The organism is Polyangium fumosum (assembly GCF_005144585.1).
GTDB classification, from domain to species: Bacteria; Myxococcota_A; Polyangia; order Polyangiales; family Polyangiaceae; genus Polyangium; species Polyangium fumosum.
The window spans coordinates 61,006-74,797 of the sequence record NZ_SSMQ01000003.1; the positions used below are offsets into that span (position 1 = coordinate 61,006).

14 protein-coding genes are annotated in these 13,792 nt (G+C 69.9%); 5 read left to right on the top strand and 9 right to left on the bottom strand.

What is annotated here, in order from left to right; translation table 11 throughout:
- Positions 1-19: 19 nt before the first annotated feature.
- From E8A74_RS04100 to E8A74_RS04115, 3 genes are all read right to left on the bottom strand, one after another.
- The gene (locus E8A74_RS04100) at positions 20-2,131 is read right to left on the bottom strand and encodes a TolB-like translocation protein (protein WP_136927591.1); all 2,112 of its coding nucleotides are present in this window, start codon (positions 2,129-2,131) and stop codon (positions 20-22) included.
- Positions 2,132-2,358: 227 nt separating this feature from the next.
- Positions 2,359-2,724 (bottom strand): nuclear transport factor 2 family protein, encoded by a 366-nt coding sequence (locus E8A74_RS04110; RefSeq protein ID WP_136927593.1) that lies wholly within the window; start codon positions 2,722-2,724, stop codon positions 2,359-2,361.
- A gap of 10 nt (positions 2,725-2,734) precedes the next feature.
- Positions 2,735-2,929, bottom strand: a complete 195-nt coding sequence (locus tag E8A74_RS04115) for a hypothetical protein (protein ID WP_136927594.1) — start codon at positions 2,927-2,929, stop codon at positions 2,735-2,737.
- On the opposite strand from E8A74_RS04115, the gene E8A74_RS04120 reads away from it, so the two are divergent.
- Positions 2,928-4,124 (top strand): metallophosphoesterase, encoded by a 1,197-nt coding sequence (locus E8A74_RS04120; protein ID WP_136927595.1) that lies wholly within the window; start codon positions 2,928-2,930, stop codon positions 4,122-4,124. The genes E8A74_RS04115 and E8A74_RS04120 overlap by 2 nt on opposite strands.
- Positions 4,125-4,254: 130 nt before the next feature.
- On the opposite strand, the gene recO is transcribed toward E8A74_RS04120, so the two are convergent.
- From recO to tsaB, 5 genes are all read right to left on the bottom strand, one after another.
- A complete protein-coding gene (recO, locus tag E8A74_RS04125; RefSeq protein ID WP_136970312.1) occupies positions 4,255-5,004 on the bottom strand; it encodes a DNA repair protein RecO in 750 nt (249 codons plus the stop codon).
- Between the two features lie 165 nt (positions 5,005-5,169).
- Entirely contained in the window at positions 5,170-5,610 is a 441-nt protein-coding gene (locus E8A74_RS04130) for a helix-turn-helix domain-containing protein (protein WP_136927597.1), read from the bottom strand.
- A 73-nt stretch (positions 5,611-5,683) separates the two neighbouring features.
- Positions 5,684-6,541, bottom strand: a complete 858-nt coding sequence (locus E8A74_RS04135; protein ID WP_136927598.1) for a tetratricopeptide repeat protein — start codon at positions 6,539-6,541, stop codon at positions 5,684-5,686.
- A 286-nt stretch (positions 6,542-6,827) separates the two neighbouring features.
- Complete coding sequence (locus tag E8A74_RS04140; protein ID WP_136927599.1) at positions 6,828-7,511, bottom strand: Crp/Fnr family transcriptional regulator; 684 nt, start codon at positions 7,509-7,511, stop codon at positions 6,828-6,830.
- 16 nt (positions 7,512-7,527) lie between these two features.
- On the bottom strand, positions 7,528-8,238 hold the full coding sequence (tsaB, locus tag E8A74_RS04145) for a tRNA (adenosine(37)-N6)-threonylcarbamoyltransferase complex dimerization subunit type 1 TsaB (protein ID WP_136927600.1): 711 nt from the start codon (positions 8,236-8,238) through the stop codon (positions 7,528-7,530).
- Between the two features lie 88 nt (positions 8,239-8,326).
- On the opposite strand from tsaB, the gene E8A74_RS51865 reads away from it, so the two are divergent.
- Positions 8,327-9,457, top strand: coding sequence for a hypothetical protein (locus E8A74_RS51865; RefSeq protein ID WP_170228847.1), 1,131 nt, complete (start codon positions 8,327-8,329; stop codon positions 9,455-9,457).
- A gap of 53 nt (positions 9,458-9,510) precedes the next feature.
- Positions 9,511-10,893, top strand: coding sequence for a trypsin-like peptidase domain-containing protein (locus E8A74_RS04150; RefSeq protein WP_170228848.1), 1,383 nt, complete (start codon positions 9,511-9,513; stop codon positions 10,891-10,893).
- Positions 10,894-10,896: 3 nt separating this feature from the next.
- Here E8A74_RS04150 and E8A74_RS04155 read toward each other — a convergent pair whose 3' ends face one another.
- Complete coding sequence (locus E8A74_RS04155) at positions 10,897-12,681, bottom strand: hypothetical protein (RefSeq protein ID WP_136927602.1); 1,785 nt, start codon at positions 12,679-12,681, stop codon at positions 10,897-10,899.
- Between the two features lie 52 nt (positions 12,682-12,733).
- On the opposite strand from E8A74_RS04155, the gene E8A74_RS04160 reads away from it, so the two are divergent.
- Positions 12,734-12,967, top strand: a complete 234-nt coding sequence (locus tag E8A74_RS04160; RefSeq protein ID WP_136927603.1) for a DNA gyrase inhibitor YacG — start codon at positions 12,734-12,736, stop codon at positions 12,965-12,967.
- A complete protein-coding gene (locus tag E8A74_RS04165) occupies positions 12,964-13,788 on the top strand; it encodes a hypothetical protein (RefSeq protein WP_136927604.1) in 825 nt (274 codons plus the stop codon). The genes E8A74_RS04160 and E8A74_RS04165 overlap by 4 nt, the downstream gene beginning before the upstream one ends.
- Positions 13,789-13,792 lie beyond the last annotated feature (4 nt).

The window sequence follows — 13,792 nt, forward strand, 5'->3', positions numbered from 1 at the left end:
GGGCCCCCCGGCTTCGACGTCACTTCGGCTGCGATTGCGCGCAGAACCCGCCGATGCACTGGTCCTGGGGCGCGCCGCAGCAATCGGCGCCGGTCGTGCACTTCTCACCGATCTCGGAGCACTTGCCCGCGGGCGGCGGGACGCAGGCGTAGGTGCCGTTGCCGTCGGGCTGGCAGAAGCCCGTGCAGCACTCGAAGCCCTGCGCGCAGGAGTTGCCCTCGCCTTTGCAGGCTTCGAGCGACCAATAGCCGCTCATGTTGATCGTCGAGAGATCCTGGCCGCGGAGCAGGAACGCCGGGTGGCTCGGGTCCTTGCCGGGCGTCGGGTTCACGTCGATCGCGGCGACCCAGAGCTGCTTGCGATTCTCGTAGGTCGGGTTCGTCGCCGAGACCATGCGGTTGCCGTAATCGCGCGGGCTGACGAAGACCACCCACATGTAGCCGCCGACCGCGATGGGGTTCACCGTCGGCTGGTAATTGATGCGGCGGTTCTTTTCGTCGAGGTAGCCGACGCCGTTCGCCGCGTCGAGCGGGAGTTCGCCGACGGCCTTGGCCACGTCCGCCATGTAGAGGTCGTTCAGGCCGACCTGGTTCGCGCCGTACTTCGCGCGGCTGTAATCGCCCTTCTGGTAGAGGAGCCATTGCGAGTCGGGCGAGAAGCTCGGGAACGCGATCGCGAGGTTGCCGGCGGCGACGATCTGGCGGCGGTTCGCGAGCGCATTGGTACCAGCGTCGAAATCGAAGACGTCGAGGTCGCCGCGCCAGAACTCGACGGGGTAGCTGCCCGTGACGTTGCTGGAGAAGGCGAGGAGCTTGCCGTCGGGGGAGAAGGCCGGGTCCGCGGTCTTGTCGGCGATCGCGTCGAGCTCGCTCGGGATCGCCGCGCCCGTGGTCGCGTCCTTCATGCGCATGCGGAGGTCGACGTCATTTTGCACGGCGACCTTGCCGTCCGGCGTGAGCGCGACGAAGAGCGTCTGCGAGTTGTACGACGAGACCTGGATGACCTGCGGATCCGGCAGCGTGAGGTCGATCGTGCCCCAGGGGCTCGGCGCCTGGCCCTTGCGCTCGAAGACGGCGGCGAGGCGGCTGCCGTCCTTGCTGACCACGTGGCAGGCGACGCAACGCTTGTTGTTCACGCCCTGCGACCAGGGAGGCTGGTACTGATCGTAATCGGGCGGCGGCGGCGCGCCGAGCTGATCGTACGAGCCCGAATCAAAGACGACCGACGGGTTCGCCGACCCGGGCGAGATCTTCATGAGCTGGCCCGTGTTGACAGCCCAGTAATAGATGGACCCGCGCAGGCTGCCCTGCGCGATCGACCACGTCTGGCTCGCCGGCGCGTACGCCTTGCCGCCCGAGAGACGCGAGACGGAGACCTCGACGGGCTCGCCCGCGTTCGAGGCCGCTAGCTTGCCCCAGAAATCCTCCGCCATGAGGAAGGCGGACGGCGGATCGGCCTTCACGTAAAACTTCGCGTCGACGTACGATTGCTTCAGGTGAACGAGCCACGCGTCGCCCGGCGCGCCGCCATTCCACATGATCTCGGGCGCGAGGATGCCCCGCGCGAACACGGTCTTGTCGTAGGGATACACGATGGCGCCCGAGGGGCCCGGATCCGGCGCGTCGAACGCCGCTTGCTCCTCGGCCGTGAGCCCGCCCGGGTTCTCCACGAATGCAAGCTCGACCGTGACGTCCGCCGATGCCGTGAGCCCATTCGAGCTCGCCGTCACCTTGCCCTTGCCGCCCACCGTGCCCGTCGGCGAGAGCTTGCCCGTGCCGAGGCCCACGAGCGCCACGTCCGGCCGATCGAAGGTCCAATCCGCCGAGACGACGGCGGTCGTCTGGTCCTGGAACGTGGCAATGGCCTGGAAGTCGACGGGCGTGGCGACACCATTCTGCACGACGATCAGCGCCGTTTTCGGGTCCACGGTGAGCGAGACGACCGGGCCATGATCGACGAAGAGCCCGTCTTCGCCCGCGTCGGGCGCGCCGCCGCCCGCGCCCCCGGGCCCCGCAGCGCCCGTGCCGCCGCCGCCCGCGCCCGACGAATTCTCTCCGCCTCCCCCGCACGCATACGCGGTGATCGCCGCGAACATCACGAGCCAAGCCCATCCAAGCGAGCGACGTCTCATCTCCCTCGACCTCCGTCCTCGACGCTATCACGCGCCGAGCACGGCCGGGCGGCTCGTCTCGCCGGACGACGCAGAGGCCGAGCGCAAGGCCGCCGAGGAGCGCCGCGCGCGAAGAGAGATGTGGGCCTCCCCCACATCCCTCGACACGCGCGCCGAATGGACGGAGACGACGACGCGTTCGCCGAAATGGCGCGCGCGCTCGGACGAGCGCTCCCGGCCGGGCTCCGTCAATCGGAGTCGCGCGCCACGACCAGCCGATCGTGCTGGATACGTCCGTTCCGTTTGTGCGCCAAATGCTGCGTGATCACCTTGTCGCCGGCCGCATAGGTGCGCACCTCGGTGAAGGCGACGGCCTCGTCCGTCTCCATCTCGTCGATGATGTCCGTGCTCTTCACCTCGCGATGCCACCCGCCGACCGGGTCCCGCAGGAACTCGTCGCGGAGCTGCTTCAAGATGGCCTCGCGGCCCTGCACCACGATGGGGTGCGCGGGCGGGTTCAGGCTCGAGACCTCCTCGAGGATCGCGTCCTCGGCATAAAGGTCCGCGAGCGCCTCCACATCCCGCATCTCCAGGGCGTGGCGAATCTGCCCCATGAGGGGCTGCTCATTGGCCTCTCGGCGACGGATCGAGCTCTCCATGAATGGCTCCCTGGTGCGTGCCCTCGGGGTTGTCGATGGGGATATGGGGGCGGTAGCTCGGCTTGCCGGGCGAGAGCCCCCATCCCTTGCGCGCCGCGCGCCCGACGACGGAAACATCACTTTGCTCGCCCCGGCTGGACGCGTCATAAGAAGCGACCATGGTGCAATCGCCCTCCACGGTCGTGCTCGGTGACGTTCACCTGACCCGCTCGGTGCCACGGGCCGTGTCCGAGGATCTCGCCCGCCTGGTCGACGCATACCCGGGCGCGCGAATCGTGTGCGCAGGCGACCTCTTCGATCTCTCGGCCGATTTGCCCCGCTTGCCGCTGCCGCGCGCCGTCGAGGCGGTGTTCGAGGCGCATCCGGCTGCCAAAGCCGCGTTCGGCCGCCACCTCGCACGAGGAGGCGAGCTCTGGCTTGTGAGCGGCAACCACGACGCAGCCCTCGCGCTGGCCGATTTCCGGGATGCCCTCGTGACGGCGCTCGATCCGCCGGCCGAGGCGCGCGCGCGGCTGCGCACGACCCCTTGGTTCTTTCGCGAGGGCGACCTCCACATCGAGCACGGCCACCTCTACGACCCCGACAACGCCCCGGCTCATCCGCTCGTCGCGGGCGAAGCGAGCCTCGGCGTCCATTTCGTCGAGCAATTCATCGCGCCGACGGGCGCCTATCGCTACCTCAACATGAACGACGAGACGCCCCTCCGGCTCTTCCTCTCCGCGTTCTCGTTCTACGGCCCGCGCGCGCCCTACGTGATCTATCGTTATTTCCACGCCGCAATCCACGCCATGCTGCGCAGCGGGCGGACGTATCAACGGCGCGCGGAGGGCGAAGCGCCGCTCGGCGCGGAGGAGGCCGCTCGTTTCATCGCAGAGCTCGGCATTCCGCCCGAGCTCGTGGGCACGATGTTGCCGCTCGGCGCGCGGCCGACGATGTCGAGCTTGAGCCGGACGTTTTCGCGTCTCTACTTCGATCGGGTGCTGTCCACGCTGGCGATGAGCGCAGGGCTCTCGGCGGCGGCGCTCGGCCAAAAGCGGGCAGGCGGGGCGGCGTTTTCCATCGGGGCGCTGGCGATGACGCTGAGCTGGGCGCGCGGGCACAACCGTTATGCCGGCTCGGTGGCCGAGCAGCTCGCCGACGGCGCCACGCGGATCGCGGACGCGACGGGCGCGCGGCTCGTGGTGTTTGGTCACACGCACCGCGAGGCGCTCACGGAGCGATATGCGAATACGGCGAGCTTCGCGTTTCCGCGCAATGCGCCGGGTCGGCCGTACCTGGAGATCGAGCAGACGTACGGGATGCCGCGGGCGGTACGGCGGTATCTGCCGATGGAGTTGAAGGAAGCACGCGCCTAGCAGCCTGTGGAATTATCGTCGCGAGCGCCCCGAAGCTAGGGCGACGGAGCGAGGAATCCTCAAGGATTTCGAGCGATGTCGGCCGACGATTCGGGGCGCGCAGCAGATAAGTCCACAGGCTGCTAGGCAGCTACTTCGCCGGACCGGCGTGCGCTTGGATCACGGCCTCCACGAGGTCCACCACGATCCGCGTGTCCTCCGCGCGGAGTGCCTCGTCGTCGCCCGCGCAGGCGGCTTCGACGCGCGCTCGGAGGTCCGCCCGCAGCACGAGTCGCGCTCCGCCGCAAGCGCGACAGACGAGCCCGCCGGCGAGCGCATCCAGACATGCGGGCGCCTCTGCCGGGCACACGCGGCTGCAGCGCACGCATCGATCGAGCACCAGCCCGAAGCCCATATCCGAGAGCAGGCGCAACCCTGACGTCGCGAGCTCAGCCTCGGGCGAGCGCGTGGCCGCGGGCGTATCGAGCGCGTCAAGCAGCTCGTTGACCGTGGCGAAGAGCCCCGGCTCGCGTGTGCCGGGCGGCGCGACCGAGCGGACCCAGCGCAGCGCTCTGCCTGCGGCTTCCAGACGATCGAGCGCTGCGACGACGTGCATGCGCGGGTGCGCGATGGAGGCCTCGCCGAGCACGGCCAGGTCTTTTTGTTCGCGCTCTTCGAGCGTCACGCGGAGCAGGTGCATCGGCTCCAGCGCGACGAGACGCTTGTTCGATCGACGCGCTGAGCGCGCGACGGCCGAAAGGATGCCCCGCGCCTCGGTGAAAAGCGTGACGATGAGATCCGCCTCGCCCACGGGGACCCGCCGGACGAGCAGCGCTTCGGTGCGCAGGATCTTTTTGAGGAGGGCGCTGCGGCCCCGGCGACGCCCGCTTGGCTCGGTCACACCGCCAAGCATAACGCGTTCGGCGCTCACCCCCAGGGGGGTTTGGGGGGCGTCTCGGCGCCCCCCATCGTAACTAGACCAGGGGGGTTTGGGGGGCGTCTCGGCGCCCCCCATCGTGACTAGACCAGGGGGGTTTGGGGGGCGTCTCGGCGCCCCCCATCGTGACTAGACCAGGGGGGTTTGGGGGGCGTCTCGGCGCCCCCCATCGTAACTCGACAGTTCAGGGGGCATATCATGCCCGCGCGGCCGCATGACGATGCTCAGGGCCAGCGTGAACAGGATCAGCAGAAGCACGAAGGCCATCGCCACGCCGAAGCGTTTGCCCTGCGAACCTCCGGCCGGGGAGGCAATGGGAAGTGGCGTGACCACGGCGACGCGGCGGCTCGCGGTATACCGGGCGAGCACCTCTTCCACGGGGAGGGAGACGGCCCGCGCGTAGGCGCGCAGGAACCCCCGGACGAACACTTCACCTGGCAAATCATCGAAATGATCCGCCTCGATTCGCTCGATCGAGGGGACGGGAATGCGGGTGGCGCGGGAGACTTCCTCCACGCTCATTGCCCTCGTCTCACGGGCATGTCTCAGGTAGCGGCCGATCGACTCCATCCCTACTTCACCCGTTCATTCAATCGATTCGATTGACTCCCTTTTGCACGTTTCAAACAAGCCGCGCAAAGACTCATTGCAACGATCCGAGTTCTGCAGCGCAACGCTTGCCGGCCACTGTCGCCGGGGCCACATCGCGGCATCGTTCGAGATCTTCCCGGGCGAGATCCTGCTGCCCGAGCTTTCCCGCCACGCGAGCGCGGGCGGCGAACCCCTCTTGGAGATTCCGACACTGAGGTTTATCCGTCTCGAGCGCTTTCGTAAAGGCCTCTCGCGCAAGCGCAAGCTCGCCTTTTTTCTCGTACGCCAACCCGAGCCGGTAGTTCCCTACACAAAACAGCGGCTGCGCCGCGAGAGACCGCCGAAGCGCGTCGATCGCCTCGTCGAGGCTCCCACGCGAAAGATATGCCCAGCCAAGATTTCCCCACGCTTGCTCGGGGGAAGCATAAAGAATGTCCTCGGCCAGCGGCTTGAGGACGGACACAGCTTCGTCGTACTTTTTCCGATGCACGAGAATGACGCCGAGCGCGTTCTTCGCGTCGCGCATCTCGGGCGCAGACTCGAGCGCGGCGCGCGCGTGGCGCTCCGCCTCCTCGAAACGGCAGTCCGTCGAGGTCTCGTCCGACGCGCAGAATGCCAAAAGAATGACGGTCGAAAGGTAGTGCGCGTCGGGGTTCGTCTCGTCGATCCGGAGCGAGGCCTGCGCATGGCCGAGCGCCTCGCGCAGCCGCCCCCCCTCGAACGCCTCCCGCCCGAGGTCGTACTCGGCGCGCGCCTTCGCGTCGACGCCGTCCGCGCGCTCCTGCGCGCCGCTGCACGCCGGCGCGAACGTGAGCAACACAGGGAACAAGACCGAGCAAGCGAGCGCCGCAGGGCCGCGCACCTTGCGCGACCAGACGCCCGTTTTCTTGCCCGTTTGCCCCTGGATCATGCGTCCTTAACTGTTCGGGATCCCCTTGTTCCGTCGGAGAAGGGTTCTCCCGATCCGCCCCCGGGCTCGCCCGAGGCCCAAATCCGGGCCAGGCGCCCGGGAAAACTTGGGTAACCCAGGCTGGAAGAAGCGTCAACCCGCAAAAGACGCCCTCCCCCACGCACCGAGACAAAGAAACACACGCACCCCTGGAAAGGGTGGCGTGACGGACACAAGGCGTGTTATGCGGGGAAATTTCGCGTTGCTTTGAGGCGAAACATTCGGCCCCGAGAAGGCCGAGATCAGGTCACGCCTCGCTCGCGACTTCGTCCTTCTGACCGAGCAGGCCGTAGAGCTTGCGCAGGCCCTCGATGTCCGGGACCTCGAGCCGCTCGTCGGCGACGCGGATGTACTGGCCCTCCCGGAGCTTCTGCACGCTGCGCTTGACGGTGTCGACGTCGAGGCCCACGCGCGTCGCGAGCTCCATCGGCGAGACCGAGAAGAGCGCGTTGTTGCCCCCCGGCTCGCGCGTCTGCTGCGCGAGCTTGAGGAGCGCGCTCACGATCTTCGACTGCACGTCCGTGAGCATGATGAGCTCGATCTGATCCTCGGCGTCCCGCAGCCTTCGCACGAGCTGCTTGACCATGCGCGAGGCGATGCCCGCATTGTGCTCGAGCAAGTTCTGCAACGTCGCCTGGTCGATCGCGAGCGCGAGGCCGGACGAGAGCGCGACCGCGGTGGAGGAGCGCTCGGCGCCGGGCAAGAGGGCCGACTCGCCGAAGAGGTCGCCAGGCTTGAGCACCATCAAGCTGCGCTCGGCGCCGCGCACCTTCTTGATGAGGCGCACGCGGCCCTCCTCGAGCAGATACGCCTCCGTGCCGGGCTCGCCCTCCCGGTAGATCACCTCGCCGGGCTGGAAGCTCTTGCCGAAGCGCGCGATGAGCACACGCGCCGCCTCGGCGGCCTCGGGATCGTCGTCGAGTAGGTCCATCCGGTCGCGAGTCTACCTAGCTGGGCCCGCCCGATGCCATCGGCTTCGCGTCGGGCGGACGAACGTAAAGCGGCTCGACGTGCTCGGCGTCGAAGTCGCCGCCGGCACCGAGCCGCGCGAGCGCGACGCGCCCCACGGCCGCAGCGTCGGGCAGGTCGGTCCCGGGGGATCGGAGGACGAAGGCCTCTAGCGCCGGGTCCTCGGCCGCGACCTCCCCGACGACACGGAGGAGCCCGCCCGGCGGAAGGAAAGAACCCGGGCCGGCGAGCACGAGCGCGGCCACGTCGGCGCGGGGCACGTGGCGCGGGGCCCAGCAGACGGCGCCGCTCGCGTCGAACGCGGCGAGGAAGAGCTCCTGCTTCTTCGCGTCGAGGGCGGCGACGACGATGTCGTGGGGCCCAGCGCGTCCGCTCGCGAAGGCGTCCGCGGCCATGGCTTCGAGCGAGCCGACGCCGGCGAGCGGCGCGCCCTGGCCGATGGCCATGCCCTTCGCCGCGGCGACGCCGACCCGGACGCCCGTGAACGAGCCGGGCCCGATGTCGCAGGCAAAGGCCTCGATCGACGCCGCGGAGACGCCGGCCGCGGCGAGGGCCTCGGCGGCGGCGAGGAAGACGCGCTCGGCGTGGCCTGCGAGGTCCGTGTAGACGGACGCGCCGAGGAGCTTGCCTCCGTCGAAGACGGCCGCGCTGCCGCGAGGCGTGGAGGTGGAGATGGCGAGGAGCCTCATGTAACCTGAAGGGGACTGGGAACGTGGGCGCGCGGGCGTTGTCCTGCCTGACGGACACTACGAGCGCGAAGGCGCGAGGACAACCGGGATGGCACGCGACGGATCCAGCACGACGTGGGTGATGCAGGGAGCGGTCATCGTGTCGATCCTGGCGCACGCGTCGCTGATCGCCGCCGCCGGGCTGCGGAAGGAGCACGCGCCCGAGGAGTTCGCTCCCCCGGCGGATACGTGGGCCGGGACGACGGCCGCGCCGATTGGCGGTGAGCTGCACGAGGTGGACGTGACGGGCAGCGAGATCGGAGGCGCGCCCGCCGAACCGCCGGCGCCGGCGCCCGCCCCTGCCCCCGCCGCCCCAAACGAGCCGCCCGCGGCCGCCCCGAACGAGCCCGCAGAGCCGCCGCCGCCTCCGCCCAAGGTCGACCCGCCCAAGCCGAAGGCCGATCCGCCCAAGCCGAAGGCCGATCCGCCCAAGCCCAAGGAGCCCAAGGAGCCCAAGGAGCCCAAAAAGGATCCGGACGAGCCAGTCCCCCCCTCCCACGAGCCAGTCCCCCCCTCCCACGAGCCAGTCCCCCCCTCCGAGGAACGATCCCCCAGCTCCGGCGAACGATCCCCCAGCTCCGGCGAACGATCCCCCGTATCCAAAAATACACCCCCCCGCACCAAAACGACGCCCCCCGTATCCAAAGACACATCCCCCAGCTCCGGGGAACAAAATCCCCCGGGGGGATCGTCTCCGGGAGGCGGGGGCTCGTTCGGCGCAGAGGGGGCGTCCTCGGTCCGCGACCTGGGGCGGGCGTTCACGCGCGCCCTGCCGATGGCCAGCGGCTCGGACGCGGCATGGGGGAAGCTAGCGATCGGCAGCGGCGGGTCGATCGAGGTGGCCATGATCATCAGCGAGGAGGGCAAGATCACCGGCGTCGAGCCCCTCGCGCCGAACCCGCCCGCGCACCTGCTCAAGGCCGCCAAGAACACCATGGCCCTCCTCCGCGGCGGGACCTTCGCGCTGCAAGGCGGCTCGGTCACCGCGGGCAAGCAGATCCTCCGGCTCTCGGTCGAGCTCAGCGACACGGACGCGCCGGAGGATCCGAGCGGCGCCGGCGCGTTTGGCCTGGCGCATCGCTGGGAAGGCAAACGCGGCGTGGCCTCCTTCACGCAGACGAGCGGGCGTCACGTCGAGATCACCGTCGAGTTCCTGCGGGTCGAGCTCACGCGGGGCTAGAGACCCGCTGCCACGTCGCTTGCGACCCAAGGGGACGGCTTTACGTGCCGTCCATGACGTCCTCCGCGCTGGCCTTCACGCTGGGCCTGGCCCTGACCCACGGGGTCCCGGCTTGCAGCAACCGCGCCGATGCGACCACGAACGACCGCGCCTTCACGCCCACGGCGGCGGCGGCGTTGCCCCCGGCACCGCCGGGAGAGGCGGGGGTCGCGCTCGACATCTCGACCCTCGTCGAGCACGTGCGACCGACGGTGGTGAGCATCGCGGCCACACGCGGGGCCGAGGAGCGTGGGGACCCGCAGCGCGTGCGCGCGGGCGGGACGTCACGCTCGATCGAGCGGGCGGTGGGATCGGGCTTCATCGTGAGCCCCGACGGGCTCGTCGTGACGAACGCCCACGTGGTGCACGGCGCCGAGCGCGTGCGCGTGCAGCTCTCCGACGGACGCGAGCTCGAAGCGTCGGTGCTCGGCGAGGACGAGAAGCTCGACGTGGCGCTGCTTGCGCTGCGCGGCGCGTCGGGCCTCGCGGTCGCGCAGTTCGGGACGAGCGAGGCGCTCCGCGTGGGCGACTACCTCGTGGCCATCGGGAGCCCGTTCGGCCTGCGGCACACGGTGACCTTGGGCATCGTGAGCGCGAAGGAGCGCGTGCTCGGGCTCGGGCCCTTCGATCACCTCATCCAGACCGACGCGAGCATCAACCCCGGTTCGAGCGGTGGCCCGGTCTTCGACGGGCGCGGCCGCGTCGTCGGCGTGAGCACGGTCATCCACGCGCGCGGGCAGGGCATCGGCTTCGCGATCCCGATCGACGACGTGCGCGCCGTGATCCCGGAGCTGCGCGACGCGGGGCACGTCTCGCGCGGCGTGCTCGGGGTCGCGTTCCAGGCGATCTCGCACGACCTCGCGCGCGCGCTCGCGCTGCCAGGGCCGACGGGCGCGCTCGTGACGGACGTCGAGGCGGGCGGGCCGGCGTCGAAGGTGGGCATCGAGCCGGGCGACGTGATCCTGTCGGCCGACGACGAGCCGATCGATCAGGCGGCGGAGCTCGCGCGGCTGCTCGGGCACCGCAAGCCCGGCGAGTCGATGCGGCTCTTGATCCGGCACGGCAAGGAGGAGCAGGTCAAGCGCGTGGTGCTGGCGAGACCGGAGGCCGAGGAAAAACCGGCGCAGAAGCCGGAGGACGTCGGCCCGCGCAAGACCCTCGGCGTGTCGGTGAGCGACGCGCTCGGCGGCGGGGCGCGCATCGACGGGCTCGATCCGCGCGGCGCGGCCGCGGGCGAGCTCGAAGTGGGCGACGTCGTGGTGGAGGTCAACGGCCAGCCGATCGAGGACGGCGCGGACTTCCTGCGCCTGGTGGACAAGGCGAAACGACCGGGGACGCTGCTCGTGCGGTTGCGCCGCGACGGCGAGGCGCTCTACGCGGCGGTGCGGGTGGAGTGAGGTTCAGTCGGCGGGTTCGAGGCGGCGGCGAATCGTGCGGAGCAACGCGTCGACGGCGGGCTTGTACGCGAAGGTCGGCTGCACGGGCGAGCTCACCTTCTCGGCGCAGATCGAGGCGACGACGGCTTGCGTACCGAGCTCCTTCATGACGGCGAGCGGGCGCGTGGCGGGCACGGCGCGGGCGAAGCGTTGCGTCGCGCCGTAGCTCCCGTCGGGGGCCTGGCAGACGGGGTTCGTCGTGACGTCCGTGCCCGCGCACTCGCAGTCGGCCTGGCCCGTGCACTCCTTGGGCACGCGCAGCGGGAAGATGCACGCGTACTGGAGGTCGTCGCGGGCGGTGGTCGTGCGCTCGTGGCCGTTGATGGGGTTTTCGAGCGCGCTCGCCGAGGGCGGCGCGAGCGGGATGCCCGTGCGCGGGTGGATGCCTTCGCGCGGCTCGATCGAGGCGCGCATCAGCGGATCGGCGGGCGGCTCGCCGGTCTCGGGATCGCCGAGCAGGAGCGACCAGTCGAGCTCCGTCGCCGGCAAGAGGCCCGTCGCGAGCGCCTTGGGATCCACCGCGACGTCCTGCCAAGGCACGCCGAGGATGCCGGCGAAGAAGACGAGCTCCCGCGGGCGGTCGCCGACGAAGAGCGGGTTCTTCACGAGTTCGCCGGCGCGGTTGGAGACGACGTCGCGCGCGAAGCCGTCGACATACCGCGAGGTCGGGTAGAGGAAGTCGATGCCGAAGCGACGCTTCTGTTCGAAGCAGCGGAGGTTGAGAGGATCCTCGATCGCCGTGAAAGGCGCGCTGCATGCGGGATCGAGTTCCGTGTCGAGGCAACCGGGCGGCGTGGGCTGCGCGCACGAGACGCAGCAGGGATCGTCCGGCGTCGCGGCGCACACGCTGCGGCCGCGTGGCATGCGGAACGGCTTGCCGTTGAGGTCCGTGCCCTGGTTGACGGCGAAGTACTGGCCGCCGTCGCGCGTCGAGCAGTCGTCCTCGTCCGTGAGGAGCAGGACCGCGACGAGCGAGTCGGGGCGGAGGAAGTCCGCGCGTTGCTGGAGGAGGACGTCGTCGATGCCGCTCGGAACGGCCTTGTTGTCGACGAGCGAGATGTCGAGGTACGGATCGGGGTCGACGAGGAAGCGGTAGATGCTCTCGAGCTGCGCCTCGAAGCCGCAGCCCTTCGTGCGCACGCCGCCCACGATCTCGGCGAGCTTCGCGCCGAGCGCGCCGAGATCCGCGTCGCCCGGGGGGTTCGACGCCTGGCCCGGATCCCACGCGAGGAAGCCCTTGTTCTCCCAGGTGGGCACGGCGCCGCCGCTCGCCGCGCGGGTGAGCAGCCGCGCGCGATCGTTGGCGCTCGGATCGAACGTGCTGCTCGCCGGGCTGCAGATGTCCGCGCCGTGACCGCCGATGCTCGTGGAGATCACGCCGATGTGGATGTCCCTGACAGGCGCGAAGTCCCGCACACCAACAGGGCAAGGCGCCTCGGGGCTCGCCGTCTCGGAGACGATGGTGCCGAAGCCGTTCACGCAAGCGGGGCGCGTGAGCCTGTCGAGCAGGTAAGGCAACGTCTCGACGAGCAGGCCTTGCGCGGCGTCGAGGTTCCGCGAGTTGTCCACGACGAGCAGAAGATCGAGCTTGTCTGCGCGAGCCGCCGCGGGGGGCGGACCCGTGTCGATCGGCGGGACGGAAACATCGTCTTCGCCTTCGAGGGTGGTCTCGAGGTCTGCACGACCCGCACATCCGAAAGGCAGCGCCGCGGCGAGCACGAATGCCGCGGCTCGGTTCCACGAGCGCATGATGCCCCCGAGGCTACATGGTCGCCCGGGAGGCTGCTACGTTAGCGCCATCATGGGAGCATCCTCCCGACCAACTTGCCCGCAGTGCGGCCGCGAGGCCGTGCTCGGGCCCGAAAACCCCGCGCGGCCCTTCTGCTCGGCCCGGTGCAAGGTGCTCGACCTGGAGCGCTGGCTCACGGGTGCCTACCGTGTCCCCGGCCCACCGGTCGACACGAGCATGCTGGAGGGCGAGGGGACGCGCAGGGAGGACGATCCCGACGAACCGAAGGGAGACGAAGAAACGTGACGACGAAACGCACGACCCGGCTTGCCGGGATCACGCTCGCCTCCGCGGTCTTGCTCGTATCCTTGGCCTACGTACGGACCGCAGACGCACAGGACATGTCGGCCGGAGGGCTCTCGCCGCCGCCCCCGATGGCGCCCTCGGCGAGCCAGGCGCCGGCCGCCTCGGAGACGTCGCAAGACCTCGACGACGCGAAGAAGAGCGACTCGGGCCGCGGCCTCGAGTGGGTGTACCTGGAGGCCGAAGGCGGCTTCCAGCACGTGGGTCTCCGGACCTTCAACATCGACGAGCAGAGCTTCAGCGCGGGGTTCATCGAGACACAGGCGAACGGCCCGGTGATCGGCGCGGGGCTCGGCTTGCGGCTCGTGTTCATCACGATCGGCGCGCGCGGCCGCGTGGGCTTCTTCAACACGTGGGACCTCTTCAGCGTCGGCGGCGAGATCGGCCTGCACCTGCCGCTCGGCAACCTGGAGCCGCACTTCGAGCTCGGCGGCGGCTACACGGCGCTCGGCAGCTTCAAGAGCGCGCTCCAGAGCGGCGCGGCGGCGACGGCCCTGGAGAACACGCAGGTCCACGGGTTTTACGTGCGCGGCCAGGCCGGGCTCGACTACTACATCACGCCCATGTTCACGCTCGGCGTGAGCGCGAGCGCCGAGGTCCTCGGCCTCACGCGCCCGGGGCTCGATCCCTCGAAGGTCACGGAGATCCAGGGCGATCCGAACCTCACGACCCTCGAACGAGCACGCGCGGAAGTGCTCAAGGTCGAAGGGTCGAGCTACGGTGCCGCGGTCACCGGCTCCGCCGTGCTGGGGCTCCACTTCTAGAACG

Coding starts and splice junctions, on each gene's coding strand:
- E8A74_RS04100 (WP_136927591.1), bottom strand. CDS start 2,131: ATGAGACGTCGCTCGCTTGGATGGGCTTGGCTCGTGATGTTCGCGGCG.
- E8A74_RS04110 (WP_136927593.1), bottom strand. CDS start 2,724: ATGGGGCAGATTCGCCACGCCCTGGAGATGCGGGATGTGGAGGCGCTC.
- E8A74_RS04120 (WP_136927595.1), top strand. CDS start 2,928: ATGGTGCAATCGCCCTCCACGGTCGTGCTCGGTGACGTTCACCTGACC.
- E8A74_RS04115 (WP_136927594.1), bottom strand. CDS start 2,929: ATGGTCGCTTCTTATGACGCGTCCAGCCGGGGCGAGCAAAGTGATGTT.
- E8A74_RS04130 (WP_136927597.1), bottom strand. CDS start 5,610: ATGGAGTCGATCGGCCGCTACCTGAGACATGCCCGTGAGACGAGGGCA.
- E8A74_RS04135 (WP_136927598.1), bottom strand. CDS start 6,541: ATGATCCAGGGGCAAACGGGCAAGAAAACGGGCGTCTGGTCGCGCAAG.
- E8A74_RS04140 (WP_136927599.1), bottom strand. CDS start 7,511: ATGGACCTACTCGACGACGATCCCGAGGCCGCCGAGGCGGCGCGTGTG.
- tsaB (WP_136927600.1), bottom strand. CDS start 8,238: ATGAGGCTCCTCGCCATCTCCACCTCCACGCCTCGCGGCAGCGCGGCC.
- E8A74_RS51865 (WP_170228847.1), top strand. CDS start 8,327: ATGGCACGCGACGGATCCAGCACGACGTGGGTGATGCAGGGAGCGGTC.
- E8A74_RS04150 (WP_170228848.1), top strand. CDS start 9,511: ATGACGTCCTCCGCGCTGGCCTTCACGCTGGGCCTGGCCCTGACCCAC.
- E8A74_RS04155 (WP_136927602.1), bottom strand. CDS start 12,681: ATGCGCTCGTGGAACCGAGCCGCGGCATTCGTGCTCGCCGCGGCGCTG.
- E8A74_RS04160 (WP_136927603.1), top strand. CDS start 12,734: ATGGGAGCATCCTCCCGACCAACTTGCCCGCAGTGCGGCCGCGAGGCC.